37 protein-coding genes, 1 rRNA gene and 1 pseudogene are annotated in these 26677 nt (G+C 47.7%); 9 read left to right on the forward strand and 30 right to left on the reverse strand.

The genetic code is table 11. From position 1 onward, the window contains the following. Positions 1-89 (forward strand): 5S ribosomal RNA (gene rrf, locus BQ5809_RS11515); the annotation flags it as partial. Between the two features lie 235 nt (positions 90-324). On the opposite strand, the gene BQ5809_RS02805 is transcribed toward rrf, so the two are convergent. From BQ5809_RS02805 to BQ5809_RS02845, 9 genes and pseudogenes are all read right to left on the reverse strand, one after another. Beyond that, positions 325-606, reverse strand: coding sequence for a transposase (locus BQ5809_RS02805; RefSeq protein ID WP_266105388.1), 282 nt, complete (start codon positions 604-606; stop codon positions 325-327). Positions 607-621: 15 nt separating this feature from the next. Further along, positions 622-951, reverse strand: a complete 330-nt coding sequence (locus BQ5809_RS11520; RefSeq protein ID WP_003784983.1) for a UbiA prenyltransferase family protein — start codon at positions 949-951, stop codon at positions 622-624. Between the two features lie 82 nt (positions 952-1033). Beyond that, entirely contained in the window at positions 1034-1789 is a 756-nt protein-coding gene (locus tag BQ5809_RS02815; RefSeq protein WP_003784984.1) for a hypothetical protein, read from the reverse strand. 36 nt (positions 1790-1825) lie between these two features. Beyond that, positions 1826-2484 (reverse strand): annotated as a pseudogene (gene hisG, locus BQ5809_RS02820) (ATP phosphoribosyltransferase). Between the two features lie 69 nt (positions 2485-2553). Further along, a complete protein-coding gene (locus BQ5809_RS02825) occupies positions 2554-3264 on the reverse strand; it encodes an SCO family protein (protein WP_003784988.1) in 711 nt (236 codons plus the stop codon). Positions 3265-3277: 13 nt separating this feature from the next. Beyond that, positions 3278-4903 carry a bifunctional UDP-sugar hydrolase/5'-nucleotidase UshA gene (gene ushA, locus BQ5809_RS02830; RefSeq protein ID WP_032827648.1) on the reverse strand — a complete coding sequence of 542 codons (1626 nt, stop codon included), beginning with the start codon at positions 4901-4903 and terminating at the stop codon, positions 3278-3280. 65 nt (positions 4904-4968) lie between these two features. Next, positions 4969-5658, reverse strand: a complete 690-nt coding sequence (gene mtgA, locus BQ5809_RS02835; protein ID WP_003784990.1) for a monofunctional biosynthetic peptidoglycan transglycosylase — start codon at positions 5656-5658, stop codon at positions 4969-4971. Next, positions 5655-6473 carry a shikimate dehydrogenase gene (gene aroE, locus BQ5809_RS02840; RefSeq protein ID WP_003784991.1) on the reverse strand — a complete coding sequence of 273 codons (819 nt, stop codon included), beginning with the start codon at positions 6471-6473 and terminating at the stop codon, positions 5655-5657. The genes mtgA and aroE overlap by 4 nt, the downstream gene beginning before the upstream one ends. A gap of 141 nt (positions 6474-6614) precedes the next feature. After that, the gene (locus tag BQ5809_RS02845; protein ID WP_003784993.1) at positions 6615-7175 is read right to left on the reverse strand and encodes an adenine phosphoribosyltransferase; all 561 of its coding nucleotides are present in this window, start codon (positions 7173-7175) and stop codon (positions 6615-6617) included. Between the two features lie 217 nt (positions 7176-7392). Between BQ5809_RS02845 and BQ5809_RS02850 the strand changes: the two genes are divergently transcribed. The 5 genes from BQ5809_RS02850 (at position 7393) to BQ5809_RS02870 (ending at position 10493) form a co-directional block, all read left to right on the forward strand. Further along, the gene (locus BQ5809_RS02850; RefSeq protein WP_003784995.1) at positions 7393-8238 is read left to right on the forward strand and encodes a class II glutamine amidotransferase; all 846 of its coding nucleotides are present in this window, start codon (positions 7393-7395) and stop codon (positions 8236-8238) included. Positions 8239-8281: 43 nt separating this feature from the next. Beyond that, complete coding sequence (trmB, locus tag BQ5809_RS02855; protein ID WP_003784996.1) at positions 8282-8998, forward strand: tRNA (guanosine(46)-N7)-methyltransferase TrmB; 717 nt, start codon at positions 8282-8284, stop codon at positions 8996-8998. A gap of 64 nt (positions 8999-9062) precedes the next feature. Next, positions 9063-9626 carry a peptidylprolyl isomerase gene (locus tag BQ5809_RS02860; protein ID WP_003784998.1) on the forward strand — a complete coding sequence of 188 codons (564 nt, stop codon included), beginning with the start codon at positions 9063-9065 and terminating at the stop codon, positions 9624-9626. 25 nt (positions 9627-9651) lie between these two features. Continuing rightward, positions 9652-10164 (forward strand): peptidylprolyl isomerase, encoded by a 513-nt coding sequence (locus BQ5809_RS02865; protein WP_003784999.1) that lies wholly within the window; start codon positions 9652-9654, stop codon positions 10162-10164. Positions 10165-10244: 80 nt separating this feature from the next. After that, positions 10245-10493 carry a glutaredoxin family protein gene (locus tag BQ5809_RS02870; RefSeq protein ID WP_003785000.1) on the forward strand — a complete coding sequence of 83 codons (249 nt, stop codon included), beginning with the start codon at positions 10245-10247 and terminating at the stop codon, positions 10491-10493. A 53-nt stretch (positions 10494-10546) separates the two neighbouring features. Here the strand turns inward: BQ5809_RS02870 and lepB are convergent, their stop codons facing one another. Next, positions 10547-11569, reverse strand: coding sequence for a signal peptidase I (gene lepB, locus BQ5809_RS02875; RefSeq protein ID WP_003785002.1), 1023 nt, complete (start codon positions 11567-11569; stop codon positions 10547-10549). Between the two features lie 44 nt (positions 11570-11613). Beyond that, positions 11614-12495: a DMT family transporter gene (locus BQ5809_RS02880; RefSeq protein WP_003785004.1), complete on the reverse strand. Its 882-nt coding sequence runs from the start codon at positions 12493-12495 to the stop codon at positions 11614-11616. A 189-nt stretch (positions 12496-12684) separates the two neighbouring features. Here BQ5809_RS02880 and BQ5809_RS02885 point away from each other — a divergent pair, with 189 nt between their 5' ends. After that, entirely contained in the window at positions 12685-13545 is an 861-nt protein-coding gene (locus BQ5809_RS02885) for a substrate-binding periplasmic protein (protein ID WP_003785007.1), read from the forward strand. 60 nt (positions 13546-13605) lie between these two features. Here BQ5809_RS02885 and BQ5809_RS02890 read toward each other — a convergent pair whose 3' ends face one another. The 5 genes from BQ5809_RS02890 to BQ5809_RS02910 all read right to left on the reverse strand — a co-directional run bounded on the left by BQ5809_RS02890 (position 13606) and on the right by BQ5809_RS02910 (position 17445). Next, complete coding sequence (locus BQ5809_RS02890; RefSeq protein WP_003785008.1) at positions 13606-14019, reverse strand: RNA-binding S4 domain-containing protein; 414 nt, start codon at positions 14017-14019, stop codon at positions 13606-13608. Between the two features lie 27 nt (positions 14020-14046). Next, complete coding sequence (locus BQ5809_RS02895; RefSeq protein ID WP_003785011.1) at positions 14047-14649, reverse strand: LOG family protein; 603 nt, start codon at positions 14647-14649, stop codon at positions 14047-14049. A 14-nt stretch (positions 14650-14663) separates the two neighbouring features. Continuing rightward, positions 14664-15278, reverse strand: coding sequence for a hypothetical protein (locus BQ5809_RS02900; protein ID WP_003785013.1), 615 nt, complete (start codon positions 15276-15278; stop codon positions 14664-14666). A 200-nt stretch (positions 15279-15478) separates the two neighbouring features. Continuing rightward, the gene (locus BQ5809_RS02905; protein ID WP_003785014.1) at positions 15479-16786 is read right to left on the reverse strand and encodes a DUF2868 domain-containing protein; all 1308 of its coding nucleotides are present in this window, start codon (positions 16784-16786) and stop codon (positions 15479-15481) included. A 5-nt stretch (positions 16787-16791) separates the two neighbouring features. Then, a complete protein-coding gene (locus BQ5809_RS02910) occupies positions 16792-17445 on the reverse strand; it encodes an HAD family hydrolase (RefSeq protein ID WP_003785016.1) in 654 nt (217 codons plus the stop codon). A gap of 160 nt (positions 17446-17605) precedes the next feature. On the opposite strand from BQ5809_RS02910, the gene BQ5809_RS02915 reads away from it, so the two are divergent. Both BQ5809_RS02915 and BQ5809_RS02920 read left to right on the forward strand, forming a co-directional pair. Beyond that, positions 17606-18871, forward strand: coding sequence for an RsmB/NOP family class I SAM-dependent RNA methyltransferase (locus tag BQ5809_RS02915; protein WP_003785017.1), 1266 nt, complete (start codon positions 17606-17608; stop codon positions 18869-18871). Between the two features lie 135 nt (positions 18872-19006). Continuing rightward, on the forward strand, positions 19007-19258 hold the full coding sequence (locus tag BQ5809_RS02920) for a type 2 periplasmic-binding domain-containing protein (RefSeq protein ID WP_003785018.1): 252 nt from the start codon (positions 19007-19009) through the stop codon (positions 19256-19258). 214 nt (positions 19259-19472) lie between these two features. On the opposite strand, the gene BQ5809_RS02925 is transcribed toward BQ5809_RS02920, so the two are convergent. Genes BQ5809_RS02925 through BQ5809_RS02980 form a run of 14 tightly spaced genes read right to left on the reverse strand, consistent with a single transcriptional unit; the run spans position 19473 to position 26647 of the window. Next, positions 19473-19904 carry a phage virion morphogenesis protein gene (locus tag BQ5809_RS02925; protein WP_003785019.1) on the reverse strand — a complete coding sequence of 144 codons (432 nt, stop codon included), beginning with the start codon at positions 19902-19904 and terminating at the stop codon, positions 19473-19475. Further along, a complete protein-coding gene (locus BQ5809_RS02930) occupies positions 19901-20809 on the reverse strand; it encodes a phage head morphogenesis protein (RefSeq protein WP_003785020.1) in 909 nt (302 codons plus the stop codon). Before BQ5809_RS02930 ends, BQ5809_RS02925 begins: the two co-directional genes overlap by 4 nt. Continuing rightward, positions 20799-22295 carry a DUF935 domain-containing protein gene (locus BQ5809_RS02935; protein ID WP_003785021.1) on the reverse strand — a complete coding sequence of 499 codons (1497 nt, stop codon included), beginning with the start codon at positions 22293-22295 and terminating at the stop codon, positions 20799-20801. Before BQ5809_RS02935 ends, BQ5809_RS02930 begins: the two co-directional genes overlap by 11 nt. Before the next feature lie 30 nt (positions 22296-22325). Further along, a complete protein-coding gene (locus tag BQ5809_RS02940) occupies positions 22326-23831 on the reverse strand; it encodes a terminase large subunit domain-containing protein (protein WP_003785023.1) in 1506 nt (501 codons plus the stop codon). Further along, entirely contained in the window at positions 23828-24373 is a 546-nt protein-coding gene (locus BQ5809_RS02945) for a DUF3486 family protein (RefSeq protein WP_003785024.1), read from the reverse strand. The genes BQ5809_RS02940 and BQ5809_RS02945 overlap by 4 nt, the downstream gene beginning before the upstream one ends. A 1-nt stretch (position 24374) precedes the next feature. Next, on the reverse strand, positions 24375-24680 hold the full coding sequence (locus BQ5809_RS02950; protein ID WP_003785025.1) for a hypothetical protein: 306 nt from the start codon (positions 24678-24680) through the stop codon (positions 24375-24377). Then, the gene (locus BQ5809_RS02955; protein WP_003785028.1) at positions 24677-25000 is read right to left on the reverse strand and encodes a hypothetical protein; all 324 of its coding nucleotides are present in this window, start codon (positions 24998-25000) and stop codon (positions 24677-24679) included. The genes BQ5809_RS02950 and BQ5809_RS02955 overlap by 4 nt, the downstream gene beginning before the upstream one ends. Next, a complete protein-coding gene (locus BQ5809_RS02960; protein ID WP_003785029.1) occupies positions 24993-25199 on the reverse strand; it encodes a TraR/DksA family transcriptional regulator in 207 nt (68 codons plus the stop codon). Before BQ5809_RS02960 ends, BQ5809_RS02955 begins: the two co-directional genes overlap by 8 nt. Further along, positions 25192-25392, reverse strand: a complete 201-nt coding sequence (locus BQ5809_RS10695) for a hypothetical protein (RefSeq protein WP_032827305.1) — start codon at positions 25390-25392, stop codon at positions 25192-25194. The genes BQ5809_RS02960 and BQ5809_RS10695 overlap by 8 nt, the downstream gene beginning before the upstream one ends. Further along, on the reverse strand, positions 25376-25531 hold the full coding sequence (locus BQ5809_RS11075) for a hypothetical protein (protein ID WP_003785033.1): 156 nt from the start codon (positions 25529-25531) through the stop codon (positions 25376-25378). Before BQ5809_RS11075 ends, BQ5809_RS10695 begins: the two co-directional genes overlap by 17 nt. After that, positions 25521-25781: a hypothetical protein gene (locus BQ5809_RS02970; RefSeq protein WP_003785035.1), complete on the reverse strand. Its 261-nt coding sequence runs from the start codon at positions 25779-25781 to the stop codon at positions 25521-25523. The genes BQ5809_RS11075 and BQ5809_RS02970 overlap by 11 nt, the downstream gene beginning before the upstream one ends. 2 nt (positions 25782-25783) lie before the next feature. Next, the gene (locus tag BQ5809_RS10955) at positions 25784-25936 is read right to left on the reverse strand and encodes a hypothetical protein (protein ID WP_158529714.1); all 153 of its coding nucleotides are present in this window, start codon (positions 25934-25936) and stop codon (positions 25784-25786) included. 11 nt (positions 25937-25947) lie between these two features. Continuing rightward, complete coding sequence (locus tag BQ5809_RS02975; RefSeq protein WP_003785039.1) at positions 25948-26121, reverse strand: hypothetical protein; 174 nt, start codon at positions 26119-26121, stop codon at positions 25948-25950. Positions 26122-26134: 13 nt separating this feature from the next. Next, positions 26135-26647, reverse strand: coding sequence for an NlpC/P60 family protein (locus tag BQ5809_RS02980; RefSeq protein ID WP_003785041.1), 513 nt, complete (start codon positions 26645-26647; stop codon positions 26135-26137). Between the last annotated feature and the right edge of the window lie 30 nt (positions 26648-26677).

Genomic DNA, 26677 nt, shown 5'->3' on the forward strand with positions numbered 1-26677 from the left:
CCCACTCCTTCCCATCTCGAACAGGACAGTGAAACAAACCAGCGCCGATGATAGTATAGTCCCTATGCGAAAGTAGGTCATCGCCAAACTCTTTATTACAAACCTCCTGCTAATAATCTATATTCGCAGGAGGTTTTGCTTGCTATCTGCATATTTGTTGCGTAACAAGATAAAACGAAAAAAATTCAGGCTGAATGCTTTGCCCCTAAAAAACAAAAAATAGCTGAAATCCCATCACAGAATTTCAGCTATTTTTTTATTTTCTCATTTTCTTGCCTAAATTATGTCCAAATTAAGCCTTAATCCACCCATTTCAGGGCATTTCTACCCTTTTAAGGCAGCAATAGACGCGACAAGCCTTAACTTGTTTGCCGCTTTGAGCAAATTCAAACAAATTACTTTTAATTGCAACTGACCTTGCACCTTGGCTAAACCAAAATAACTCGCTCTCTTACGCTTGAATCTGTTATGCAGTATGGCAAAACTCTGTTCTACACGATAACGAATTTTGGCTAATCTCTTGTTGCGTTCAATGTCTTGCTGCGATAAGGGCGTATTCCTTTTCGCCTTACGCATAATGCCGTCTTTTAAAGCCCTCTCTTCCAGCCATACTCGATTGTCTTAGCTATCGTAACCTTTATCGGCATAAACGGTCGTATTGGTTTTAACCTTATTCAATACAGGTTTTAAATTATTGACATCACCCGTACTAACATCAGTAAACATGAATTTCTTCAATAAACCCTCTCCATCTGTGCCGCGAATGCCGTCGGCATAATCATTGGCGATATTAGACGTGATTTGCAGCAACAGCACCGTGAGCAACACCCACACCAGCACGGCAACACGTGCATCAGCATCATGCCACGCCAAAGAGTTTGCTGTGATAACTGTTGTTACTGCCAATGGCAAAGTCCGCAAACGCATCAATGAAATCAGATTTTTGAACATAGAAATATGTATGTTTGAAAGATAAATAAAAAGTGCAGGCTGCTTTTTTCAGCCAAAGCAGCCTGCACTTTTAAAAGGGTGGTTAAAATAAATAACGCACATTTTGCGCCGCATCAATTTGAATATGGTTTTGCTCTTGTAAACCTGCCAAGATTTGCTCGGCAAATTCTGCGTTGTGGCAGCGTTGAGTTAGCAGGCGCAATAAATCATTTTTCTTTTTGGGACGATTTTTTTTCAGCGCGACCAAAGTATCGGATACATCGTGGTTTGGCTGCACGAGTGTATCGCCCAATAATGTGAACACAGGATTGGGCGCGGTATAACGCTGTGCCATAGTTTGAATGGCTTGGGCAGTTTGTTGTAGTGATGCAGATTCTGTCGTGTTTGACATAGTGCAGGCTGCTTGTTCGGCATGCAGTTGCGCCAACAATTCTTGTTGGTTTGGCTGATGATGTTGGTCGGATTGCGAGTCAATCACCAATGGATTGGGCTGTTGATTCAAAAAACGGCGTGTTTTTTTACCCAATTTCTTTTGATGAAAAATCGTGGCTTGCGGATAAGTCTTTTGCAGTTTGGCAAGCAAATCGGTTAATTTTTTGCGTGGCGAAACAATGGCTAATCGTGCTTGTGGGTGATGCGATAAAATCTCAAAAGCAGCCTGCACAATGCTGTGCGCTGCATTTTTATCGGGCAAAACATAAATGCCGTGTGGTTCTTCTGGGCTGGTTAGGCGTTTGGCGGCTTTGGGTCGCACAAACAAAGCTAAACGCGCTTGTTTAAATGGGATATCGCGTGTTTTGGTTGGCACTTTGGCAAGGTCTAGCAATAAATAATTCATGATTTCGCTCCAAAAAAGGGACAAGCAGCCTGCATTTTAGTCGCTTGTTCGTGTGTCTGCAAAGGCTTGAATAATGTTTTGAATCAGCTCGTATTTGGTTTTGAGTGCAGCTTTGTTCACCACCAAACGGCTGGAAATGTCTAAAATATGCTCCACTGCTTGCAAATTGTCGGCTTTAAGCGTGCCGCCTGTGGAAACTAAATCCACAATCGCATCACTCAATCCCACCAATGGCGCAAGTTCCATTGAGCCATATAGTTTAATGATGTCCACATGAACGCCTTTTGCGGCAAAGTGTTCGGCGGCGATGCTGGGGTATTTGGTTGCGTTGCTACACGCAAGCGTTTGCCTGCTTTGGACGCGCTGGCGTAATCAAAACCATTTTGGACAGCAACCATCATGTGGCATTTGGCGATGTTCAAATCCAAGGGTTGATATAAGCCTTCGCCACCGTGTTAGATGAGTACGTCTTTGCCTGCAATGCCCAAATCGGCTGCGCCATATTGCACATAAGTTGGCACATCGCTGTCGCGTACAATAACCAGTTGAATATTATCGTGATTTGTACCGATGATGAGCTTGCGTGATGCTTCTGGATTTTCGTTTGGCACAATGCCTGCGGCTGCCAATAACGGCAAGGTTTCTTCAAAAATACGCCCTTTGGATAGGGCAATGGTTAGTGTGGAAGTCGTCATTTTTTATCTATTTCATAGGAACAGGCAGCCTGCACAACAAATCGTATTGTACAGGCTGCTTTTTTGGGATTACTCGGCTAACAATTTGCTCAAATCGGCAGCAATTTGTGGTGCATGTGCGCCAAATGGTTCAAAAATTGCCACTTCGCCGTTTTTATCAATCAGATACGCGCCAGACGAGTGGTCCACGTTGTACACGGTATCCGATTGAATTTCGGTTTTTGCCGATACGATGCGGTATTGCTGTTTGACCATGGCAATATCGCGACCGCCATTGCTGTCGGTTAAGCCAATAAAGTTAGGATTGAACTGTGCAACATATTTGCCAATCAATTCAGGTGTATCGCGTTCGTAGTCCACGCTCACAAATACGACTGCCACGTCTTTGGCTTTGTCGCCCAGTTGTTTGAGCGCATCGCTATATGTTAGCAATTCGGTTGGGCAAACATCGGGGCAGTTGGTAAAGCCAAACGACAAAATCACAGCTTTGCCTTTGAGGCTGCTCAACGCAAAAGGCTTACCGCTGCCATCGGTTAGCGTGAAATCGCCGCCAATATTGTCTTTGCGAACATCTACGCTGGGTATGCCTGCATCGACAGCCGAAGCCGTTGTTGCGCTATCAGATACGGTGTTATCAGAAGCCGCAATCGTTGTGCTAGCTGTTTCGGAAGCAGCCTGCACCGTGTTGGTTTGACTTGCCGTAGCAGGTGTTGCCGCAGATTTGGAATCGCAAGCCGCCAAAGCGGCCGCCATCAATAAAGGCAAATATTTTAGTTTCATTTCTATTCCTTAATTATTTGGTTGAACAGGTTTCGCTGTGCGTCCACACATCAGGCGTGTAGTCAGCAGGGTTCACTGGGCTGTGGCGCGTGATGTAGTCTTTCATGATTTCTGCATCAACAAAACCTGATTCGTTGTATTTAGGCAAACCACGCAACACGGGATAGCCATCGCCACCTACTGCTAAATATGAAGCCACCGACAAAGTGTAGGTTTGATTGTCGTCCAAAGGCTTGCCCTTAACCAAGATGCTGGTCAAAGTGTTGTTTGCACCACAAGTTTGCACTTTCATGCCAATTAATTGTGGATATGCACCTTCGCCTTTTTTCTTGTGGACGATGTTTTGCAGATAATCGCGCAATTTCGCACCCTTTAAAGGTACGCTGGCAACGGTGTTACCAAATGGCTGCACTTTCAAAATATGTTTATAAGTGATGTCGCCAGCAGGCAAGGTATCGCGCAAATTGCCTGAATTAATCACACCCACATCGGCTTGAACACGTTCCATTTGGGCGCGACCAATTAACTGACCCAATGGCATTTGCTGGCTACGTACCAATTCGCGCTTGCCGTTAAATTCTTCGGTTGCTGTGCCAACTTTTACGCCCAACAATTTATCGCCTTGGTCTTGATAGGTTTTCAGTTTTGCCAACAAAGCGGCATTGGGGACGTATTCCGCGCCAACGATACGGTATTCGGTTTTGCCATCTGCCGTGGTGTGTTTGGCTTTCAGGTTGATTGGAATCAACTGATACGATACCAAACGGCTTTGACCGTCTTTAAACTCAAAGTCGGCGCGACCAATGTATTTGCCCCATTCGCCAGCCTGCATAATTGCCATGCCATTTTGTTGATTTGGATGACACGCTTGGGTCGGTTCGTATTTGCTTACCAATTCACCTTTGTCATCAACGCAAGCAATCGTGTGGCTGTGTCCGCCAATAATCGCGTTAAAGCTGCCTGCTGGCAGGGCTTTTGCCAACGCCACATCGTGTTCGTAGCCCAAATGCGTCAAGGCAATGCGAACATCAACTTTTTGGCGATTCAGTTGTGCCAAACTGCGTTGTGCTGATTCGGCAACAGGTAAGAAACGCACGTTTTTGGTGTAATCTGGGTTACCCAAATACGATGTTTCTTCGGTGGTTAAGCCCACTACGCCAAATTTCAAACCACCGCGATTAATCACAACGTGCGGTTTAACAAAATGGCGACCTGTGCGTTTGTTGATAATGTTTGCCGACAAAAATGGGAATTTTGCCCAGCCTTCTTGTTTGGCAAGCAGTTGGTTAGGGAAATCAAATTCGTGGTTGCCGAGAGCCATCGCGTCATATTTGATGGCGTTCAAACCTTCAATATCAGGGCGTGCATTGAGCAAGTCTGATTCTGGTACACCTGTGTTGATGTCGCCTGCGTGCAAAACCAGCACCGTGCCACCTTGTGCTGCGACTTCTTGGCGAATGTGGTCAATCGTGGTTTTTTGAGCCGCAAAGCCGTATTCGCCTTTTTCGTTTGCCCAGAAGCGACCGTGCGTATCGTTGCTGTGAATGACCGTATAGCGATAGGTTTTGCCCGCTTCATACGCTTGTGCGCCACTAGCAAACAGCAAAGACGTTAATAAAACGATGGTTTTGGTTTTCATGATGATGTCTCCTGAACGTTCGTCAAAAAAATAAAACAACAACAAAAAGTGCAGGCTGCTTTTGCTTACTCTGGCAACGCTGCTGAACCCATACGGCGCAAAATCACATTGGTTTTGCGTTTAAGTGCGGCATCGCGTGGATTATCCGCATAATAGAGTGGACGTGGCACGCGAGCGGCTAACTGAGCAGCCTGCACTTTGGTTAAGCGATGTGCAGGCTGCTTATAAAAATACTGCGCGGCAGCTTCTGCGCCATACACGCCATAACCCCATTCAATCACGTTCAAATACAACGTGTAGATGCGGTCTTTATCGGTGGTGGCTTCAATCATTGCCGTGAGCGCGGCTTCTTCTGCTTTACGAAAATAGCTGCGGCTTTCGTTTAAAAACAAATTCTTGGCAAGCTGTTGGCTAATCGTTGAACCGCCTGCGCGAATTTTGCCGCTGCGTTCATTGCGCGCCAATGCGTGTTTGATGCCGTTCCAGTCAAAGCCATCGTGTTCAGCAAAATTTGCATCTTCCGAAGCGATTAAGGCTTTTTTTAGGTTGATAGAAATTTGCTCGTAATCCACCCAACGATAGTCCAACGCCACATTGGGCTTTTGTTCCGCCAGCTCTGCCATACGCATATTCATAAATGCGGTGCGATGCGGCGCAAGGGCGCGATAGGCAATAATGTTGCCATAGGCATATACGTTGAACAAAATTAACACCAACACAGGCAAAGCTAGCAGCCACGTCCAGTTGATTTTCACGCGGTCATCTCCGCACGAATTTGGGCGATAACAGGTGCGATTTCGGGCGTGAATTGTCGCCATTGCTGATACGATGCCGCCGCTTGCCCGACCAACATACCCAAGCCGTCAGATGTTTGCTGTGCGCCATGTTGCGCGGCAAATTGCATGAACGCGGTGGGCTGGTTCGCATAAAACATATCGTATGCCAACGAGCAGCCTGCAAAAATATCGGGCGATACATCTGGAATGCTATCGTCTATGCTACCCGATGTTGCGTTGATAATAATGTCATAAGATTGATTTAATTGATGAAAGGGCAGAGCGGCAATATCAAACAACTGAGCCAATTCAATGGCTTTATCGTGTGTGCGATTGGCAATGGTGATGCTGGCAGGATTGCAGGCTGCTAGCGGCAAAACCACGCCACGAGTCGCGCCACCTGCGCCCAAAAGCAAAATGTTTTTATTGTGTAGATTGAATTGCAAGTGCTGGCATAAGTCGCGCACCAAGCCTTCGCCGTCGGTGTTGTCGCCCAGCAAAGTGCCGTCTGCTTGCGGAATCAGCGTATTGACTGCGCCCGCTGCCCGAGCGCGTTCGGTGTGTGCCTGCACCAAATCGTAGGCAAAACCTTTAAACGGCAGGGTCACATTTGCTCCACGTCCATTTTGTGCAAAAAAAGCGCGAACGCCATCGCCAAAATCTTGTGCGGTGTTTTCGGCAAAGGTGCGCGTGTATTCAATTTGTACGCCTTCTTGTGCGGCAAAGCATTGATGAATTTGTGGGGATTTGCTGTGTGCAACAGGATTACCAAAAACGGTGTAACGTGGTGTCATATTCGCATTCCCTAATCATGTGTTAAGTAAAGTTAATGCAAATGACATTGTAGCCTTGTTTGGCGCAAAAACCAAATATTGTCGCAAAAAAGCAGCCTGCACTTTAAATCACACTAAAGTGCAGGCTGCTTTTTACTATGTTTACATACACCCTTCGTTTTGCAACAAAGTAAACAAAGGCACATTGCTATCGCGAATTTTTTGCGCGCCTTCCAAATCGGTAAACTCCAAAATCGCGCAGGCTTCCACCACCACGCCGCCCAGTTGGCGAATCAAATCCACGCTTGCCAGCATCGTGCCACCTGTTGCCACCAAATCGTCCACCAACAACACACGGCTGCCGGCGGTGAGCGCATCGGTATGGATTTCAATCGTTGCTTCGCCGTATTCCAGCGCGTAGCTGCGCGACACAGTGTTAAATGGCAACTTGCCTTTTTTGCGAATCGGCACAAACCCTACGTTTAATTGATACGCCAGCGCTGCGCCAATAATAAAGCCTCGCGCGTCCAAGCCAGCAACCACGTCAATTTTTTGACCCATGTAGCGATAAGTAAACAAATCCACCAACAAGCGGAAATATTCTGGGCTTTGCAACACAGGCGTGATGTCGTGGAACAAAATGCCGTCTTGTGGCCAGTTGGGAACTTTGCGGATTTTGTGAGCAAGGGCATCAACGCCCATCACATCGGGGTGAAATATCATAATGATTTCTCTCGTTTGTACACAAAAAAATAAAACGGCATTTTAGCCCTAATCGCATAAAAACGCTATAATTCAGCCTTTTCATCTATAAGAATATAGTGGATTAAATTTAGATTAGGACAAGGCGACAACGACCGCCGTGTACATCTAGTACATAAGGGAGTTGGCAACACTGTACTAATCTAAATTTAATTCACTATGAATCAGAGGAACACTCATGTGCCAGCTACTCGGCATGAACTGCCACCTACCCACCGATATATCGTTTTCGTTTTCAGGTTTTGCCAAACGTGGCGGACAAACCGACCACCACACAGACGGCTTTGGCATCGGTTTTTTTGAAGGACGCGGCTTGCGCTTATTTTTGGACGACCACCCGTGCGCCCAATCGCCTGTTGCCGAATTGGTACGCAATTACCACATCAAATCCAAAAACGTAATTTCGCACATTCGCAAAGCCACGCAAGGACGCACATCGCTGGAAAACACGCACCCATTTCAGCGCGAATTGTGGGGCGGTTATTGGCTGTTTGCCCACAACGGCAATTTAAAAAGCACTTTTCAGCCCAAAACGTATTACTATCAACCTGTTGGCAATACCGATTCGGAACGCGCTTTTTGTTATATTTTAGACCGATTGCGCGAGCAGTTTCCCAGTAAACCCAGCCATGTTGAGCTATTTCACGCGCTGCAACCTTTGTGTGTCGAAGTGCAACAATACGGTATGTTCAACATGATTTTGTCGGACGGCGAGGTGATGTATGCACACGCCAGCACGCTGCTGCATTACATTGTGCGCGAAGCTCCGTTTGGACACGCGCATTTGGTGGACACCGATATTGAAATTGACTTTTCCAAAGTCACCACGCCAGATGACCGTGTGGCAATTATTACCACCTTGCCTTTGACCGATAACGAAACGTGGCATCAATTTGCCTGCAACGAATTGGCAATGTTCCAAGACGGCAAAATTATTTTGCGCCACTTGCCCGATAATCCGACTTATCTGACGATTGAAGAAGGCTTGGAAATTGCGCGTAAAGCGGGCGTTTGTCGCGAATAAAGTGCAGGCTGCTTTTTTATTTAACCAAAACTAAATCAACAAAATGACCGAACAAAACACTAACAACCCAACCCCCGAAGTCCCCCAAGAACATCGCCGTAGCATTAAATCGTTTGTGTTGCGACAAGGACACATGACTGCCGCGCAACAAAAAGCGATTGATGACAACTGGGCAAGCGTGGGCGTAGATTTTCAAAATTACGCCATAGACCTAAATCAAACCTTTGGGCGCAATCAACCCAAAGTGTTGGAAATTGGCTTTGGCATGGGCGTGGCAACTGCCGAAATCGCCCAGCGTTTGCCCGATTGCGATTTTTTGGCGATTGACGTACACGGGCCTGGCGTGGGCAATTTGTGTAAATTGATTGCCGAGCAAAATATTTCCAACATTCGCGTGATGCGCCATGACGCGGTGGAAGTGGTAGAACAAATGTTGCCCGATGGCAGCCTGCACGGCATTCACATTTTTTTCCCCGACCCATGGCACAAAAAACGCCACAACAAACGCCGTTTGATTCAGCAGCCGTTTATTGAAAAACTGTTGCCCAAATTGGCGCAGGGCGGTTATATCCACTTGGCGACCGACTGGGAAGAATACGCGGTGCAAATGCTGGAAGTGCTGCAAAGTTTCCCCGATAAACTGCAAAACACCGCCACCGATTACGCGCCCACGCCCGATTATCGTCCCGAGACCAAGTTTGAAGCGCGTGGTAAGCGGTTGGGTCACGGTGTGTGGGATTTGGTCTTCATTAAAAAATAACCATTCGTGCAGGCTGCTTTTGCTACAATCGCGGGCTTGCATCAACCTAACCAAGGATATAGATATGAATATGAAACGCTATTTAGTCGCAGGCATATTAGCAGCCTGCACTTTAACCGCCTACGCCGAAACTCGTGCTGTGATTGAAACCAATCTGGGCAACATAGAATTGCAGTTGGACGAAAAACGCGCCCCAAAAACCGTTGCCAACTTTGTGCAATACGCGCAAAAAGGCTTTTATAGCGGCACGATTTTTCATCGCGTGATAGACGGTTTTATGATTCAAGGCGGCGGTATGACGGCGGATATGCTGGAAAAACCAGCCACCCAAACCGTTGCCAACGAAGCGGATAACGGCTTGAAAAACACAGTTGGCACAATCGCTATGGCGCGTACGGCTGCACCGCATTCGGCAAGTAGCCAATTTTTTATCAACGTCGCCGACAACGATTTTTTGAATCATCGCGATAAAACCGAGCAAGGCTATGGCTATGCCGTGTTTGGGCGCGTGAGCAAAGGCATGGACGTGGTGCAACGCATTGCCAAAACACGCACCACCACACGCATGATGCACCAAAATGTCCCAACCCAAGCGATTGTGATTAAAAGCATTCGCATCGTAAAATAAACTTTTTGTAACAAGGAAAATAACTATGGCAGTGAAATTACACACCAATTTTGGCACGATTACATTGGAATTGAATCACGAACAAGCTCCAATTACGGTAGCCAATTTTGAACAATACGTTAAAGACGGTTTTTATGATGGCGTGATTTTTCATCGCGTAATCAAAGGCTTTATGATTCAAGGCGGCGGCATGGACGCGGATATGCACGAAAAAGACACGCGCGACAGCATTCAAAATGAAGCGCATAACGGCTTGTCTAACGACAAATACACGATTGCTATGGCGCGTACTTCGCAGCCGCATTCTGCCAGCGCACAATTTTTTATCAACACCAACGACAACGTGTTTTTGAACTACCGCGCCAAAGAATTGCACGGCAAAACGGTGGTGCAAGAGTGGGGCTACGCGGTGTTCGGCAAAGTAACAGACGGCTTTGATGTGGTGGACGCGATTGAAGGCGTGAAAACCAAAAGCCACGGTTTCCACGATGATGTGCCTGTTGATGCGGTAGTGATTACCAAAGCGGAAATCGTGTAATATCAATTAAGTTGATAAACAAAAAAAATCGGGTGGCATTTGGGTTGCCCGATTTTTTTGTGTGATAAGGAATCTATCCGATGAAATTAACGCTGATGTTTCGCCCCTATTGCGGTTTGTGTCATCAAATGCACGATGCGTTGCAGCCGTATCAAGCCGAATTTGGCTTTGAATTGGAGATTGTGGAAATTGACGACTTCCCCGATTTGGAACAGAAATACAATGAGTTAGTCCCTGTTTTGTTGCACAATGACCACGAAATTTGTCATTGGCATTTGGACGAAGTGGCTTTGCGCGAATATTTGGAAAAAGTGCAGGCTGCTTTGTAATCATGAAAAGCAGCCTGCACTTTGAATCAACCAAAAAGTGCAGGCTGCTTTGTTTAATCAATCATATGCCCAATGCGGCTCAAATCAGTTGGATTTAGCCAAATCAAAAAGGCTTTGCCCACCATCAATTTATCATCAACAAAACCCCAATAACGGCTATCGGCACTCGCATCGCGGTTGTCGCCCATGGCAAAATATTTGCCTTCTGGCACGGTGCATTTAAAGCCGCTGCCATCGGCTTCGTAAGTGCAATGTTGCTCCAAACCGCTGGCAAAGTTTTGTTTGTGCATCAAATCTTGATAATTATTCCACGTTCCTGCGTCCACAGATGGCATATTGTTTTCCTGCAAAATTGCAAATTCGCGTCCAAAAAATTGGGTGTTGAACTGGCTGGCCTCGCGCTGAATCATTGGTTCGCGGTCATCTGGATAAACATAATTGGACGCAGATGCTGGAATGGTGGTTTGTACTTCGCCATTAACCGTCAAAACTTTGTCTTTGTATTCAATCACATCGCCAGCCACGCCGACAATGCGTTTGATGTAGTTTAATTTGGTGTCCACAGGATAGGTAAACACGGCAACATCGCCACGCTGCACTTGCCCTGTCGGAATCAACACGCTATTGATGACGGGAATGCGAATGCCGTAAGCAAATTTGTTCACCAAAATAAAATCGCCTTTGACCAAACCTGGACGCATAGAGCTGGACGGAATTTGAAACGGCTCGGCGACAAAGGTTCGCAACACAAACACAATGGCGATAATCGGGAAAAAGCCTGCCATGTAATCGCGAAAATGGTTGTTGTCGGGAATGTCTTTGTTTTTATGCGAGATTTTTTTCCACAGCCATGTCGCGCCTGTGATGAGTGTGAACAGCAGCAAAACGGCGGTAAAACTCCACGCCAGCGAAAACGATAGCAAGCCAAAAATGCCCATCATCATGAGCAAATAGCCCCATTGCAAGGTGTTGCTCCACTCGTTTTCGGCGGTGCGCTGCTTGCTGCTGCTAAACAACATAATCGCGCCAACGCAAATAATGCCAATGGCGGCGTATGAGATTTGATTGAATTCCACGGTTAATCCTGTATTGCAAAAAATGAGCGGTATTTTAGCATGATTTAATGACTGGTTTTGAGCGAGCCTAAATAAATCGCCAACATGGTTAAAGCTGCGCCAAACCATTGCAATGTGTTGATGTCTTTGCCCAAAAAGATGAAGTCAATCAGCAGGGCGGCAACGGGTTCGCTCAACAATAACAGCCCTGCTAAATTGAGTGATAACAAGGGGATAGCATAAGCAATCATGCCCCACGCGAAGCATTGCATCACCGCGCCATACACCAAAATCCAGCCGATTTGCGCCCATGTTTGTGGCAAAAAATTGTGGCTGTTGAATACCAATGCTGGCAACAGTAATACCGCCACACCGCCTACGCTCACCAATAGCATCAGCGGAAAAATAGCAGTGCGTTCTACTTCGTGGGTTTTGCGAACAAACACCATAGACAGCGACAACATTAAGCCCGACACAATGCCCGATACAAAGCCCCACAGCGCGTTGCTATTGTGTCCAAATTCGGGGCTGCCGATGAGTGCCATGCCTGTTAATGCCATGATTAGACTGATGATTTGCAGGCGCGATAATTTTTCGCTAAACCAAATCCAGCCGATAAGCGATAGCCAAAAAATTTGCAAGCTGTTGAGTAGCGTAGAAATACCCGGCCCAACTGCGTAAATACTTTCGTGCCAGAGCGATAAATCCAAACCCAAAAAGCAGCCTGCAACCAGCGCGTATTGTCGTGCGGTGCGGTTTTGGGGCAATTTGTGTCCAAACCAGCGCGACAGCAGCACGAAAATCACGCCTGCAACCAGCAATCGCCAAAAGGCAATCGCATACGCGCCAACTGGAACGTGCGCGACAATCACGCTGCCCATGCCAAACACGATGCAGCCGACTACCAAGCCCAAAGGGGCGAGCTTTTTTTGTTGCTCAATGTTCATAAATAAGTATTTGTAAAGTTATAACAGGTTATTTTAATAAAAAATTGTTGGTAATGTGCAACAATTTAAAGGTTTTTGTTAAGAATAATTAAATTGTATTAGGTTTATCGTGTATATTAGTCATTCTATTTTAAGTGGAATGCCTAAACCCTTTTTTTCTTTTTTTGAATGGAATAATAGGATTATAAAATGAAGAAAACCAGTTTTGTTTTGGCTTGTTTACTGGTTTTGGCAGCATGTGGCGAGAAATCTGCATCATCACAAAGCTCAACCAACAATACCCCAGCTGTGCAAGCCAGCAGCACAAAAGCCGCTCCTGCTGCAACCGCAACCAAAAAAGCAGAGCATTATATTGTGGGTACAGATGCCAGCTATCCGCCGTTTGATTTTAAAGACGACCAAGGTCAAATTACTGGCTTTGATGTGGACATTTTACGCGCGATTGGTGAAGACCAAGGCTTTTCGGTTGATTTCATTTCAACCGAACGCGCACAATTATTCCCATCGCTCAAAGAAGGTCAGTATCAAATCTTGGCAGCTTGCTTGGGTCTGAGCGCGGAACGTTTGGCACAATCTGAAATGTCTGTACCTTATGCATTTGCACCAAACGTAATCATGGGTAAAGCAGGTGGCACTGAACCGCAAACTTTGGCTGATTTGGGTAGCAAAAAAGTGATTACCCAAGAAGGTTCACACACGCATGATGTGTTGAAAGCCGCCAATGTGCCTAATGTATCTACCACCAATGGCTTGTATAACGCTTACTCTACTTTTGTTCGTGGCGAAGCGGATTATGTTTTGGGCGATGCTGGTGTGTTGAGCTACCACCACAAAAATAACCAAGCAGCGAACAAACCGAAAGTTTATACTGCTGTGTACGACAAATCGGAAGACGTGCGCGTGGGCTTTGCCGTAAAAAAAGGCAACACTGCTTTGATCGGCAAAATCAACGAGGGTTTGAAAAACATTCGCGCCAACGGCAAATATGACGAAATCTATGCAAAATGGTTTGGCGATGACCAAACATTGCGCGTTCCACAAGCGAAATAATTGGATTTAATCGCGTAAAAAAGCAGCCTGCACTTTGTAAATAAGTGCAGGCTGCTTTGTTTACCAATCTCTACGTTTCATTCGGTCTAACTGACGGCGGTCGCGTTTGGTTGGTCGTCCGTCTGGATAGGCGGCGGTGATGCGACTGGCTTGGTCTAGTGCTTTTTGCGCTTCACGTTTGGCGATGGTGGGTGCGTCTTCTTCATACAGCAAACGTGCTTCGGGCGCAGGTCGGCGCTGATGATTGAGTGCCAACACTTTGATTTTGTAGGGCAATGAGTTGAGCGTTAAATCCACCACATCGCCTACCACAATATATTTGCTGGTTTTGGTTTTGATGCCGTTTACCGACACGCGCCCTAGTTCGATGTGTTTGCTGGCAAGGCTGCGGGTTTTGAAAAATCGTGCTGCCCACAGCCATTTGTCTAGGCGCATGGTGTCGTCACGTTCGTCTTCGTGTTGATGTTTTGACATGGGTTTCCTTTGAGTGCAGGCTGCTTTTTATGGCTTAAATTGCTGAATTGTTTTGATGATTTCGTCTTCATCGTCCAACACGTAAATCAAATCAAAGTCATCGGCATGAATCAAATTTTGCGTGAGCAGTTGTTCGCGCAGCCAATCCAACAAACCTTGCCAAAATGCTTTGCCCACCAACACCACAGGGCAGGGCTGGATTTTGCGCGTTTGGATTAGCGTGAGTGTTTCAAACAATTCGTCCAGCGTGCCAAATCCGCCTATCATCACCACAAATGCAAATGAGTGATTGACCAACATGGCTTTGCGCGATGGAAAATTTTCAAACGTGAGCGTAATATCTTGATATGGATTATTTTTTTGTTCGTGCGGCAAAATAATGTTCATGCCCACGGTTGGGCTTTTGCCTGCAAACGCGCCTTTGTTTGCCGCTTCCATAATGCCTGGCCCACCGCCCGAAAACACCGAAAAACCGCTATCGGACAGCAATCGCGCCAAACGCTCGGTTCGCAAATATTCAGGGTGGCTGGGGGCAATTCGTGCGCTGCCAAAAATGGTAACGGCTGGCGGCAGCTGGCTTAATAATTCGTTGGAGTCGGTAAATTCGTTGCAAATAGTGGCTGTGTTCATGTTTTGTCCTTGATTTAGATTTTTTGTACCACAATCAATTCTGGATTGTTTACCTGTTCTACCAAAATCGCTTGCACTCGCGCTTGCCACAGTTCGCCAAATCGCGCCAACGTATCGGCATCGGCTTGACCACTCACGGCTAGAGGCATGATGTCGCGCATTTCGGGTGCAAACGGCACGAGTTGTCCATTGAATGCCACGCTCACGCTTGCGCCTGTGTCTTGTCGGCGTAACACGATTTCGCCCGACAAATCTGGGGCAAACTGCAATAGATTGCGCCGTGCAAAACGGGCTGCTGCGCCAATGCCGCCAAAGCCCAAATCGGTTGCCGCGCCTGTGAGCAAAGTCGCGACTGATGCGGTTACGCCTGTCGTGCCTTGATTGCGTTCGCCACGAATTTGCACGCTGATGTTGCCGCGCTCGGGCATTTCATCGCCATACAAAGCCTGTATGCCGCGAATGGTCATCAGATACGCACTGGCAACGGTGGGGCAGGAATGTCCGCACAGTTTGACGGCATCTTCGTAGCGATAAGTGATGATGCCGCTGGCGGTCGCACCCAAAAATTGCGCCAATGGGTCGCGCAGTTGAATGGTGGGGGCTTGATTGAAAAAAGTGGGGAAGGTCATGTTTTATTTCCTTTTTGTTTACAAAATACATCATTTATCGGTAAATCGTGAAAATTCAGCAATTTGGTTCTCTCTCCTGTGAGAGAGAGCTAGAGAGAAGGTAAAACAGTTGCGTTACAGCAAATTGCTATCAAAATAATACAACGCTTTTCCCTCTCCCTAGTCCTCTCTCACGGGGAGAGAGGACGAGTTGGCGGTATTCAATCCAAACACACCCAAGCATTCTCTTGTGCGACATCGCGCCATTGCTGGGCGGTTTCTTGGTGCAGGCTGCTTTCGTTACCATTGTGCAGCAAACGCAACACCACACCGCTTTGGGCTTGGCTGGCAAGCTGTTGAATGCGGCGCACATTGCCGCGGTCGGGCAAACTGGCTGCGCGTATGCCAATCAATAATTGCACGTTTTCTTGTGCCAAAGCAGCCTGCACTTGGGTAAACTCGCTGCGTTCGGCAACGCTGCCATAGTCCACCCAATCGTGTCCCAAAGTTTGCGCGAACCAATTGGATTGATGTTGGCTGCTGGGCGAATCCAATAAAACTGCCCAATGCAAAGCGTTTTCGCTGAACACGATTTGTGGTGCAGGCTGCTTTTGTGGCGCATCGGGGCGATAGTCGTCTGCGCTATCGGTAATGCGTTGTTGCCATTTTTGCACGATGTTTTGGTAATACGGTAAACGCAAATCCAGCGTGGTTTGATGGCGTTTTTGTTGCGCCCAACACAGTAACCACGCCAACAAACGCGGTGCAATGCCATAGCAGATGATGCTGCCGAGCAATAAGTTTGCCCAAGCTGAAGCAGCCTGCACATTGGCTTGATTTTGCGTGGCGTACACCATTTGCTCGTTGGGTGTTTGCCAACCCAGTTGCGCGGGCAACCACGATAGCGCGTACACCCACTTTGCCAAAGTCGGGGCTTGCAACAGCGTGCTTTGCCAGTCAAACGTGTATTGGCGCACGGTTAGGAGCAGCAAAGTGGCGACAAACATACCAAGCAGGCTGCACAAGGCAAGTTGATGTGCGGTCGCGTCCATGCGCCAGCGTCCGTGCGGCGTTTGTTGCTGTTGCAGCGTGTGTTGCCATAAGGCTTGTTGGATTGGGTTGTCCGATTTGGGGCGCAGCAGCGCGTTTTGCCAAGCGTATCGCGTTTTGTTGGGTCGCAACACGCGCCACAGCCACCACAGTAACATTAGCGTATTTGCGCCCAACACGCCCCATAAAATCAGAAAAAATTGCAAATTGCTTTGCTGCATCAGCGCAAAAGTCGCCACAAAACCCAAAATCGCCCAAACCACGCACAACACGGTCTTAAACCACGCCAAACGCGATTGCCAATGGTGCAGGCTGCTTTGGATTTCTTGCGTTGCGTCCATGATTTTGGCACGTTGATGTAAACGGTGCAGCACATCGCCCGAAGCAGCCTGCACCAGTTGCGTTGCCTTGTCGGGTTCGCTGGCAAAACGATGGTTACGCTGTTCCAGCAGTCGCACCAGTTCAATATAATCTATCATATTGTTTATATACAAAAATTCAAAATATCCAACGGCTGATTGGCAGCGACATCATAACCCCACGTTTCGGGCGTATCGTGTTCGCCAATGTAGCCCCACGCCGCCAACACCGTTTTCATGCCAGCCGCGCGTCCTGCTTGAATATCGCGCTCTGCGTCGCCCACATACACGCACGAAGCAGCCTGCACGCCCAGTTGTTTGCAGGCATACAACATCGGCAACACGCTTGGTTTGGCTTCGGCGCAAGTGTCGCCACTCACCACCACCGCAGGCGGCACAGCAAAGCCCAGTTTGGGGACAAGGCGGTCGGTAAAGCGTTTGGGTTTATTGGTGATAATGCCCCACGCAAAGCCCTGTGCGTGCAGGCTGCTTATCAATTCGTTAATGCCGTCAAACAGCACCGTATCGCGGTCAAAACAACGGTCGTATGCTTGCAAATATTCTTCGCGCCATTGAGCAAAATCGTGGTGTTGCGCGGATATGCCTGCGCCAAATTGCAACAAAGCCGCGCTGCCGTGGCTGGCGTGTGGGCGAATGTCTGCCAACGCTTTTTCGGGCAAACCTTTTTCGCGCAATAAATCGTTGAGCGCACCGCCCAAATCCACTGCCGTGTCTGCCAATGTGCCGTCTAGGTCAAACAAAACTGCTTGAACGTTCATGTGATTTCCTTGTTGATGTGGGATTTCAATCGCGCATGATTTTGTAAAACATGAATTGTAGCCATGCTTGCAGCCATACCGCAAATACTTTACTATCCAACGCTTTGCAGCGCAAAAGCAGCCTGCACTTTTTATATTTTATTTTTGACGAAGTAACACCATGAATGCCACTCAACTCCACCACACCGCCACCGTATTAGCCCAAATGCTCACGTTTGCCGACCCAGCCGATGTTGTGCTATCCAATTATCTGCGCGACAACCGCAAACTCGGACGCGCCGACCGCCACGAAATTGCCGAAACCGCATTCGCCGCCATTCGCCATTATCAAAAAATCGCTGCAGCCTTGCGCCGTCCGCACGTTCAAGCGCGAAAAGCCGCTCTTGCCGCGTTGATTTTGGGACGCAGCGTCAATATTTCCCAAATTGAAGATTTATTAAACGAAGACGACAACGAAAAAGAATTTTTGAGCAGCTTAAAATCACGCAAAACCGAATTCGCAAGCAGCCTGCACACCGCAGCCGAGTTGCCAGAATGGTTGATTGAAGTGCTGCAAAAACACGATTCAGACGAACAAATCTTGCAATTTGGGCGCAGTGTGGCACAACCAGCACCGCTAGATATTCGCGTAAATACACTCAACGGCAAACGCGACAAAATTCTCGCGCAACTGCAAACCGAGTTCCCCAATGCCATTGCTACGCCATTCGCACCACACGGAATCCGCTTCAACGACAAACCTGCGCTGAACAAACACCCGTTATTTTTAGACGGCACGATTGAAGTACAAGACGAAGGCAGCCAACTGTTGGCGCAACTGGTGGGCGCAAAACGCGGTGAAATCATCGTGGATTTTTGTGCAGGCGCAGGTGGCAAAACACTTGCCCTTGGCGCACAAATGGCAAACAAAGGGCGAATCTATGCCTTTGATATTGCAGAAAAACGCCTTGCCAACTTGAAACCGCGCATGACACGCGCAGGTTTGACCAATATTCACCCCGAAAAAATTGGCAGCGAACACGACCCACGCATTGCGCGATTGCACGGCAAAGCCGACCGCGTGTTAGTGGACGCGCCGTGTTCTGGTTTGGGGACGTTGCGCCGTAATCCTGATTTGAAATACCGCCAATCGCCCGAAACGCTGGCGAATTTGTTGAAACAACAGCAAAGCATCGTGCAGGCTGCTTCGCAACTGGTTAAATCGGGCGGACGTTTGGTTTACGCAACGTGTAGCGTGTTGCCCGAAGAAAATGAAATGCAAGTAGCGCAATTTTTGCAAAACAATCCCGATTTTGAATTGTTAAATTGCGCGGAATTATTGGCGACGCAAAAGATTGATTTGGACACAGGCGAATTTTTGCGTATGGACACGGCGGTGCATAATACAGACGGTTTTTTTGCGGCGGTGTTGCAACGGAAAGCATAAATAAAACAACAGGAGCGAATGATGTTTCATTCGCTCCTATTTTTTTGATTTTGTACCCAATTATAGTGAATTAAATTTAGATTAGTACCGCGTTGCCAACCCCCTTATGTACTTACTAGGTGTACACGGCGGTCGTTGTCGCCTTGTCCTAATCTAAATTTAATCCACTATACTTTGGACAAAATCAAAGAAAGTGGCACGATTGTGTTGGGGCATCGCGACTCATCTATTCCGTTTTCGTATATTGCCGACCAACCCAATCAACCTGTTGGCTTTGCATACGATTTGCAATTAAAAATCGTGGAAGCGGTCAAAAAAGAATTGAATATGCCCAATTTGACAGTGCGTTATAACTTGGTTACATCGCAAAACCGCATTCCGTGGTGAGCAATGGTACGGTGGATTTGGCTTGTGGCTCGGCAACCAATAATTTGGAACGCCTGAACCCCACCAATATAAATACCCATACTCAAGCAAGATAAACAGGATAAAACGGGACAATTCAAAACAAAGTGGGATTAAAAACTGCAACGCCATTTCACACAGTGAAACAAAAAAACAAAGCGGACAACATCGTCCGCTTTTCGCATTTTTGAGCAAATCACAACCCACGAGCCAACGACGCTTTCACAATATCCAGCAAACGCTTCTCGCCGCCAGACTGTAACGCCCCTGAACCATCAATCGGTAAATAAGGACGAGCAGGAATGTGAACTTTACGCCCCCGCCCTGCTTGCCCACCTATGTGATGAATTGCTGCATACGGTTTATTAGACCCAATCCGTGCAAAATCATTACCCGACTGCGTAGTCAAACTCGCGGCAAGCTGACCACTTAATTGCAGTTTTTTGCCACCGCGATGGGTTTCTTTCCATTTATCTCCACCCCAGCTTTCGCTTTCAAAGTTATCTTCTGTCATCGATAACAATTCTGCTGCCACACTTGCCATCATCGGTCGGCGGTTTTGTATGTTTTGCAAGAGCTGGTTTAAACTGTGTTCTAAACTTTCACTTTCTACGCTGATTTTAATCATGGCATTAATCCCAGTAATTCAGCCACCCAAGCCAGTTCAGCCAAAGTCAAGGCATTGCGAAATTTTTCCTGTGCCATCATTTCTTTAACCGCTACACGAGCCAATTCGGGTGGTACGTTTTGTACTTTTTTTATCGCTATCCGTGCAGTGCGTTGTAGAAACGTCTGTCCTTGATTGGCATTGAAACCTGCATTGGGCGCAATAAATTGACCGTCCACACGAATGCCTGTACGTTGGGCGTAACGCTGCTCGCCCGTGTGTTTGTTTTCGCCAATATCTACGGTAATGGTTTCCAGTTTTGGGCTGGGTAATACTTGGCTTTCGCCACGCTCACGCGAGAGTGGACGAACCCGACAACGGCAACGGTAATCCAACGGTGGATACAAACTGTCCCATACGGGGTCATCTGCGGCATACACATGACCGTGCAATAGACGATGCGTTTCGCGTGTACGTTTGTCGTTGATGGCGACATATTGCCAATAGGGGTGCGTATCTTTGGCGGCAACCATTTCCGCGTATCGCCCTGCCATGTAAGCGGATTGCAAATTGGTTAAATAAATCGTTTTCAGGCGGTATGGGCTGCCAAGTTGTACGTTTTGAATTTCGCCCATATCGGGGTTCGGGTGTTCTTGTTTGCCCCACCAGCCTTTGCTTTGTAATACAGGCGTGAGTTCGCGTTCAAAATCTTTGAATGGTTGCCCTTGTTCGGCTGCCTTAACCACCGCTTGATAAATGTCGTTGGCTACGTCCATGCCAGCCGTTTTGGCTACCGTAAACGCGGCAACATGAGCATCGTCCAACATATCTTGCCAATCCCACGATACATCAACACGCTTTTGTTTTAGGTAGGCAATGGCATTTTCAGGTGTCATACCAAATAATAAGTAAATATCAGGTTTCATCAGTCAACTCCGCTTGCACTTCCAAACGCCCCACTAAATCCGCCAAGAAAATCAGTCGTGCCAATTCATCTTGTAAGGCTTGGTCGTTCATGTTTGGATAATTTTCGGCTAATTGATGTAACACGATTTCGGGCGTTGCACCGTTTTGTAAATTCTGAACAAATGTATTTGTGAAATCAGCTTTACCGCCTACGGCGTACCCTTTTATACCCAAATCAGAAGATTTGGACAAAAGGGCAAGGCTGCCCGAAACTGTGTTTTCAAAGGTTTGGTAAACATCGTTTTCGGCAAAATCTGTGCTTTCAGGCTGCTTTTCAGGCGGCAACAAGTCATCATCACGCAAACCATAAGCGCGCTTGTAATAGTGATTGGAAAAACGTGCGCCCATTTGATGTAGAAGTTGGTCGCGCTGGGCTAATTCGGTTGAGCCGTACTCTTCTGCTTCATGCAACACAAATTTAGGTCGCGTTACATCGCCGAAATTCAGCTCACAAATCCAGTCAATCAACTGGTTAAACGTTGCTTCAATCATGCGACTGTCGCTGTCGCGAATATCGTCCGTTACCTCCAAACCAGCCGATGCGCTGGCGTGATTGGTGTTGGCTTCGGTCGTTTGGTCTTGACCGAGCAAGGCGATGTTGATTTCTGAACGGCAATAGCGGATTAACTTGTCATACGCATCAACAGACGCGGATTTGCCTGTGGCTTCGTGAATTTCCACGCTGCTGTCATTGGGGATTGTGCCAATCGCGTTGCCCATTAAGGCTTCCAGTGCGTCCAGCAATTTGTCGGTGTCGGCTTGGGTGTTGGAACGCGGTTCTTTACCAATGAGCCACGGGCTACCGTATTTTTGCGTAAACTCCGCCCAAAATTTCAGCCCTGCACGTTTGAACGTAACCGCCCAAAACACCAAACCCAAATCACCTAAACCGTAGGGGTTGTCGTAGCTGGCTTCTTGTTTGGGGCAAAGAAATTTGTATTCAGGCAGCCTGTTATTATGCAAACCGTGTTCAATAAAATACATTTCGCCCTGTTCGCCAAACGCAAACCATTCTTGCGGTTTGACCACGATTTTTTCAGGCAGCCACAATTTGTCGCGTTGCCACACAATTTCAATCGGCTGATAACCGAATAAAGTCGCATTCAAAATATCTTTAATCAGGTTAAAAATATCTAACTGCTCAAAAGCAGCCTGCACCGTATCGCGGACATTTTGCGGTACGTCATCGCCGTCCAATCGCCATTCCAAACGTGCAACGGCTGCTTTGCGTCTGCGAACTTGTCCACCTACCAATGGGTCACGCAACAATTCGCGGTATACATCAATGTGTCGCCCCATTTTGCGTAAAATCGGGTCGGGATTGGGCAGCCAGCCGTTAAAGCCGTGCATACCAAATCGCGCTGAAACCGCGATTTGGCTTGCCATTTGTTCGGGTGTGGCAAGAATTGTGCCATTGGGGGTTTTGAGTTTAATGTGGGGTTTCATAAATCTTTCCAGTTTTCAGGCTGCCTGAAATCAAAATCCGTCTGTTAATCGGCTACTTCGGCGCACGGCTCGGCTGCTGACACGCACCGCACCAACATTTAACTCTCGGCTAGCATAATGCGCCAAAAGCAGTGCGATTGCGGTATCGCCGTGGCGTTTGTTGCCGTCCGCACCACGTGTGCGCGTGTCAGGAATGCGTGGGATACCTTTAATCAATTCAAAGGCGCGCAAGTCCGCCAAGATGTCTTCATCACGTGGTAAGCCGTCCAGCGTGCCGTCTTCCAATGCTGCTTTAAATGGTGCAGTGTGGCTGCGATACCAGTTTTCAGACAACATCACGGCTTGTACGCACTCGCCACCAAACTGGTCTTGCATGGCTTCGGCTAAATACTGACCATTACCACGAGCGTCCAACGCCGCACCCAATAAATTTGGCAAACCCACCAACAGATACGCGCAAATCTGCTCTTGCTGCTTAAACGGCATATTGCCCAATTCCAAGATAAACGGCGTTTTGAGCATTAAATCAGGCTGTTGAATGAGTGGCACAATTGCGGTGCGGTCGCCATTTCGGGCAAAATCTACACCGACAAAGCTGTGGCGCGTGTTGTCCAATTGCTGCAAATAAGGGTGCAGGCTACCTGAAAGCCAGTCTTGCACTTCGGCGGCGCGTTGATGTTCGGGCAGTAACTGGAAATTATCCGTTTGGTCGTAACGCAACACAGGCGTGAACGGCGACATTCGGCTTTCAATCAACGTGCGGTTCAGCCATTTACCACCACCATTTTTGGGAATGCAGTCCAGCTCTTCACTGGCATCATCGCCGTAACTGGCGCGGATTTCGGCAACCCATTCGCGTTCGGCTTGCTCCGTCCACTCTTTGCCTAACCGTAAACAAATGCGTTGATATAAGCCATCTTGTAGCGCATCATCAAAGGTAATGCGATGCATGGAATACGGTTTTTTGCCTGCGCGGCAGTCGTTGATTAACTCATTAAATGGGTTATCCACGCCATCGTGCGTGGAAATGATGTGAACCTGTCCGCCCCACATCAGCAACGCCATCGCTGCTTTGAGCAGCTCGGGCAAATCATCGTGGAACGCTGCTTCGTCCAAAATCACGCGCCCTTGTTTACCGCGCAAATTGTTCGGGCGGCTGGATAAAGCAGTAATGCGAAAGCCTGATGCAAAGCGAATAATGAACGCCAAAATCGCTTGTTTGTCATCGCCTTCTACAAACACTTCTTCGGTTTCTTCAATTTCGCCAGCCGCCAAGCCGTAAAATTTTGCCCAGTTGCCGCAATCGTTGATGAATTCCAATGCCATGTCTTTGTTGTAGCCGATGTACCACACGTTCATGCCGTTGGTTTGCGCGGCGAGCAATGCGCTATCCGCCGCCTCCGCCCACGACAAACCGATGCGGCGCGATTTTTCACAAACTTTGACGGGGTTGGTATCGGCAATCCAGCGTTGTTGATACGGCAGCAAAACCATTGGGGTGCGGCTTTCAGGCTGCTTGAAAATGGTTTCGCTCATGTCGCAATCCCTAGAATTTGTTTACGGATTTGTTCGGCGGTGTCGTCTGATAAGCCGCCTTTTTTCACGGCTTTGGCGACTTCATCGGCAGCGGCTAGGGCGCGTGATTTGACCTTGTTTTGATATTCTTTTAAGCGCGTGGATGCAGAAATCAACCCTGCAATACGTTTACCGCCCTCGCTCAACAAATCAAACCGCGCCTCGGGTGCAAGCTCTTCGCTGTCTTTTTCGCTGATGTCCACCAAGGCTTCAAACAACTGATTTTGCAACAATGCCATCAAGGCTTCGCTGCGGCTGTCGTTTTCATCATCGGCATTGGCGACAATTAACTTGGCGGCTTCGGTGCTTTCCTTAATGGCTTGCAAACGGCGTTGGATTTTGTATCCGTGGCGATGCACGGCGGAACGGCTAATTTGAAAACCCTGTTCATTGAGCCACGCCGCCAATTCGGTGTAATTGGCAAAACCGTTTTCAATCAAACGGCGTTCAAATTCGCGGCGGACGTTTTCAGGCAGCAATTCCATGCTACTGCGTGGCGACATATCAGCTCTCCCAGTATTTTTCAGGTCGGGCAATGCCAGCCTGACACTCAATCGTGTATTCGGCAATATCCACACCCAAACGGTTTAAATCGGCAAACCACATTCCGCTTGGCTGTTTGGTTAAATCCAAGAGTTTGCGGTCTTGCAAATATTCAAGCTGTTGGCGTAATTCTAGGGCGGTTACATTGGGATAAATGCCACGCATTACGTCCAATAAAAAGACTTCGCTTGATGTGTAGGGGCGAGCTTTGTTCAGCGTGTTGATGATGTGCCAACGCATACCTTCGCGGCGGTATTTTTCGTTCATTTTTTCGCGCTTTCCATTTTGTAAAGGTCGGTCAAAGTCTTTTGAATACTGTCCATTTTGGCTTCTAAAATCGCTTGATTGCGAATGTAGTCTTCACGCAAGACAAATTTTTCAGGCAGCAAGGCTTTTTGTTCGGCAAATTGCGTTTGTAGTTTTTCAAAGTTTTCAGATAGGCGGTCTTGCTGTCTTTGGCGTTCATCTTGTTGCGCCTGAAATTGACTTAACAGCATTTTGCCAAAGCCCCAGCACACCGCCAAAAACGACAACAAAAAGCTGACAAGTTGCCAAAATTCAATGCTGATAAAAGTTTTGTTATCCATTTATTTCTTTCAAAGTTTGGCAAATCACGCACAAACGGCAACCTGAAACAATGCGTTGTCGTGCTTCGGGGATTGGGTCGCCACATTCTTCGCAATGTGTGGCGGACGGCGCGTTGTTTTCAGGCTGCCTGAATTGCGCCAACGCTTGTTCGCGGAATCGCTCTTCGTTTTCGCAAGCGCGGTCAATAAAATCAGTCATGTTGGGCTTTCTTGTACCACGCCAGCCAGCCTGAAACTTGCGTTTCTAATTTTTGGCAATACGTGCCATAGCGCACTGCGTGGTTTAACAGTTGTTCGGGTGAGCCATCGGTGGGGCGTTCGGGACGCTCGTAAACCACCAATAGCTCGGAAGAGATGGGCAGTAACACCGCTCGTTTAATCGGTGTAGCCAAAGGCGCGGTTGTAGAGGTGCAGGCTGCTTATTTGAGCAACATAATGACGTTTTGCCGATAAATAACCGCTGCCCCACGCACACGCAATCAATGACAAAAACAGCGTGAAATAAACTGCGTAGCGGTATTTATTCAACATTGCCCACATCGTTTTGACCTTTCTGCGCGATTTGCGCCACTTGTGGCACGGCAGCAATGCCGCGTTTAATCAAAGCATAGCCGCCCACCATCATGCCGTATGCCCACCATTGCCATTCGGGCGCATTGGGCGTTTGCATGAATTTGTAGGTCATGCAGCCTGCGGCAATGTTTGCCCATAGCTTGGTATGGCTGATTTGCCCTGTGGCTGGGTTGCAAACCAATCCGCTAAACCATTTGAGTACCTTCATGGCTATTTACCTTTTTTACGCTGTTTACGCCGATTAGCAGCAACACCTGAAAAACGATGTGCGCGACGCTTTTGTGGAATAGCAGGCGCAGAGAGTTTGAGCTTCCAATTAGGAATGTGGTCGCTAACGGCTAATAAACTGAATGCGAGTAACATCTTTTTCATCTTTAATCTACTTTTGCATTAAAACCAATCCCTAGCGCGTAAACCACCGCCAAAAAGACAAACCAGCCTGCATACATCACACGGTTTGTAACGGCTAAATAGGCAATATAGGCAAATCCTAATTTGGATAACAAAAATGCAATCAATGCCAGAGTGTGTAATGTTAGTTGATTCATATGCAGGCTGCCTTTACGCTTCGTTGCGACTAAACTCGCCAGCCAGTTGCAACACAGGCAAGTCATAGCGCGATTCTTTGGGCAACGATGACACGCCGTCTTTGCCTAGCCACACATACGCGACCGCCCGTTCACGCGCAAACTTGGCAACAGACACGCGGTTGCCTTGATTACCACCCAAAATCCACAAATTGCCTTGTTCGTCTTGTCCAACACAAAAGCCCACATGACCGCCACCTTGACGCGCAAACACCACCACGCAACCATAAGCAGGCGCGTTCAATCGTGTGCCTGTGTTTTGCCAGTCCAACGCTCTGTACCAATGCTGGGGCAAATCGCGCCCTGTTGTGCGAGCGCAATGGGCAACAAACGTGCCACACCACGGCGTTTCATTGTCCGTCCACCACGCTTTTAAGCTGATGAGCCAGTTGCCAATGGTGCTGTTGTGTTGTTTGCCTGCGATTTCAGTTAAGCCAATGTGTTGTCGGGCTTCGGCAAGCCAAGGGAGTTCGGTTTGATTAGACATAAAAAAATCCCCATAACGGTTAAATCGTTA

Source organism: Kingella kingae ATCC 23330 (assembly GCF_900111845.1).
GTDB classification, from domain to species: Bacteria; Pseudomonadota; Gammaproteobacteria; order Burkholderiales; family Neisseriaceae; genus Kingella; species Kingella kingae.

Coding starts and splice junctions, on each gene's coding strand:
- BQ5809_RS02940 (WP_003785023.1), bottom strand. CDS start 23,831: ATGAGCGAAACCATTTTCAAGCAGCCTGAAAGCCGCACCCCAATGGTT.
- BQ5809_RS02980 (WP_003785041.1), bottom strand. CDS start 26,647: ATGTCTAATCAAACCGAACTCCCTTGGCTTGCCGAAGCCCGACAACAC.
- BQ5809_RS02890 (WP_003785008.1), bottom strand. CDS start 14,019: ATGTCAAAACATCAACACGAAGACGAACGTGACGACACCATGCGCCTA.
- BQ5809_RS02880 (WP_003785004.1), bottom strand. CDS start 12,495: ATGAACATTGAGCAACAAAAAAAGCTCGCCCCTTTGGGCTTGGTAGTC.
- BQ5809_RS02955 (WP_003785028.1), bottom strand. CDS start 25,000: ATGGATAACAAAACTTTTATCAGCATTGAATTTTGGCAACTTGTCAGC.
- BQ5809_RS02885 (WP_003785007.1), top strand. CDS start 12,685: ATGAAGAAAACCAGTTTTGTTTTGGCTTGTTTACTGGTTTTGGCAGCA.
- BQ5809_RS02935 (WP_003785021.1), bottom strand. CDS start 22,295: ATGAAACCCCACATTAAACTCAAAACCCCCAATGGCACAATTCTTGCC.
- BQ5809_RS10955 (WP_158529714.1), bottom strand. CDS start 25,936: ATGTTACTCGCATTCAGTTTATTAGCCGTTAGCGACCACATTCCTAAT.
- BQ5809_RS02975 (WP_003785039.1), bottom strand. CDS start 26,121: ATGAATCAACTAACATTACACACTCTGGCATTGATTGCATTTTTGTTA.
- BQ5809_RS02825 (WP_003784988.1), bottom strand. CDS start 3,264: ATGAAACTAAAATATTTGCCTTTATTGATGGCGGCCGCTTTGGCGGCT.
- aroE (WP_003784991.1), bottom strand. CDS start 6,473: ATGACACCACGTTACACCGTTTTTGGTAATCCTGTTGCACACAGCAAA.
- BQ5809_RS02815 (WP_003784984.1), bottom strand. CDS start 1,789: ATGAATTATTTATTGCTAGACCTTGCCAAAGTGCCAACCAAAACACGC.
- BQ5809_RS02895 (WP_003785011.1), bottom strand. CDS start 14,649: ATGAACACAGCCACTATTTGCAACGAATTTACCGACTCCAACGAATTA.
- BQ5809_RS02910 (WP_003785016.1), bottom strand. CDS start 17,445: ATGAACGTTCAAGCAGTTTTGTTTGACCTAGACGGCACATTGGCAGAC.
- BQ5809_RS02930 (WP_003785020.1), bottom strand. CDS start 20,809: ATGAAACCTGATATTTACTTATTATTTGGTATGACACCTGAAAATGCC.
- BQ5809_RS11520 (WP_003784983.1), bottom strand. CDS start 951: ATGTTCAAAAATCTGATTTCATTGATGCGTTTGCGGACTTTGCCATTG.
- BQ5809_RS02960 (WP_003785029.1), bottom strand. CDS start 25,199: ATGACTGATTTTATTGACCGCGCTTGCGAAAACGAAGAGCGATTCCGC.
- BQ5809_RS02860 (WP_003784998.1), top strand. CDS start 9,063: ATGAATATGAAACGCTATTTAGTCGCAGGCATATTAGCAGCCTGCACT.
- BQ5809_RS02845 (WP_003784993.1), bottom strand. CDS start 7,175: ATGATATTTCACCCCGATGTGATGGGCGTTGATGCCCTTGCTCACAAA.
- BQ5809_RS02870 (WP_003785000.1), top strand. CDS start 10,245: ATGAAATTAACGCTGATGTTTCGCCCCTATTGCGGTTTGTGTCATCAA.
- BQ5809_RS11075 (WP_003785033.1), bottom strand. CDS start 25,531: ATGTTGAATAAATACCGCTACGCAGTTTATTTCACGCTGTTTTTGTCA.
- BQ5809_RS02970 (WP_003785035.1), bottom strand. CDS start 25,781: ATGAAGGTACTCAAATGGTTTAGCGGATTGGTTTGCAACCCAGCCACA.
- ushA (WP_032827648.1), bottom strand. CDS start 4,903: ATGAAAACCAAAACCATCGTTTTATTAACGTCTTTGCTGTTTGCTAGT.
- BQ5809_RS02865 (WP_003784999.1), top strand. CDS start 9,652: ATGGCAGTGAAATTACACACCAATTTTGGCACGATTACATTGGAATTG.
- BQ5809_RS02925 (WP_003785019.1), bottom strand. CDS start 19,904: ATGATTAAAATCAGCGTAGAAAGTGAAAGTTTAGAACACAGTTTAAAC.
- BQ5809_RS02905 (WP_003785014.1), bottom strand. CDS start 16,786: ATGATAGATTATATTGAACTGGTGCGACTGCTGGAACAGCGTAACCAT.
- BQ5809_RS02950 (WP_003785025.1), bottom strand. CDS start 24,680: ATGAACGAAAAATACCGCCGCGAAGGTATGCGTTGGCACATCATCAAC.
- BQ5809_RS02915 (WP_003785017.1), top strand. CDS start 17,606: ATGAATGCCACTCAACTCCACCACACCGCCACCGTATTAGCCCAAATG.
- BQ5809_RS02850 (WP_003784995.1), top strand. CDS start 7,393: ATGTGCCAGCTACTCGGCATGAACTGCCACCTACCCACCGATATATCG.
- BQ5809_RS02945 (WP_003785024.1), bottom strand. CDS start 24,373: ATGTCGCCACGCAGTAGCATGGAATTGCTGCCTGAAAACGTCCGCCGC.
- trmB (WP_003784996.1), top strand. CDS start 8,282: ATGACCGAACAAAACACTAACAACCCAACCCCCGAAGTCCCCCAAGAA.
- BQ5809_RS02900 (WP_003785013.1), bottom strand. CDS start 15,278: ATGACCTTCCCCACTTTTTTCAATCAAGCCCCCACCATTCAACTGCGC.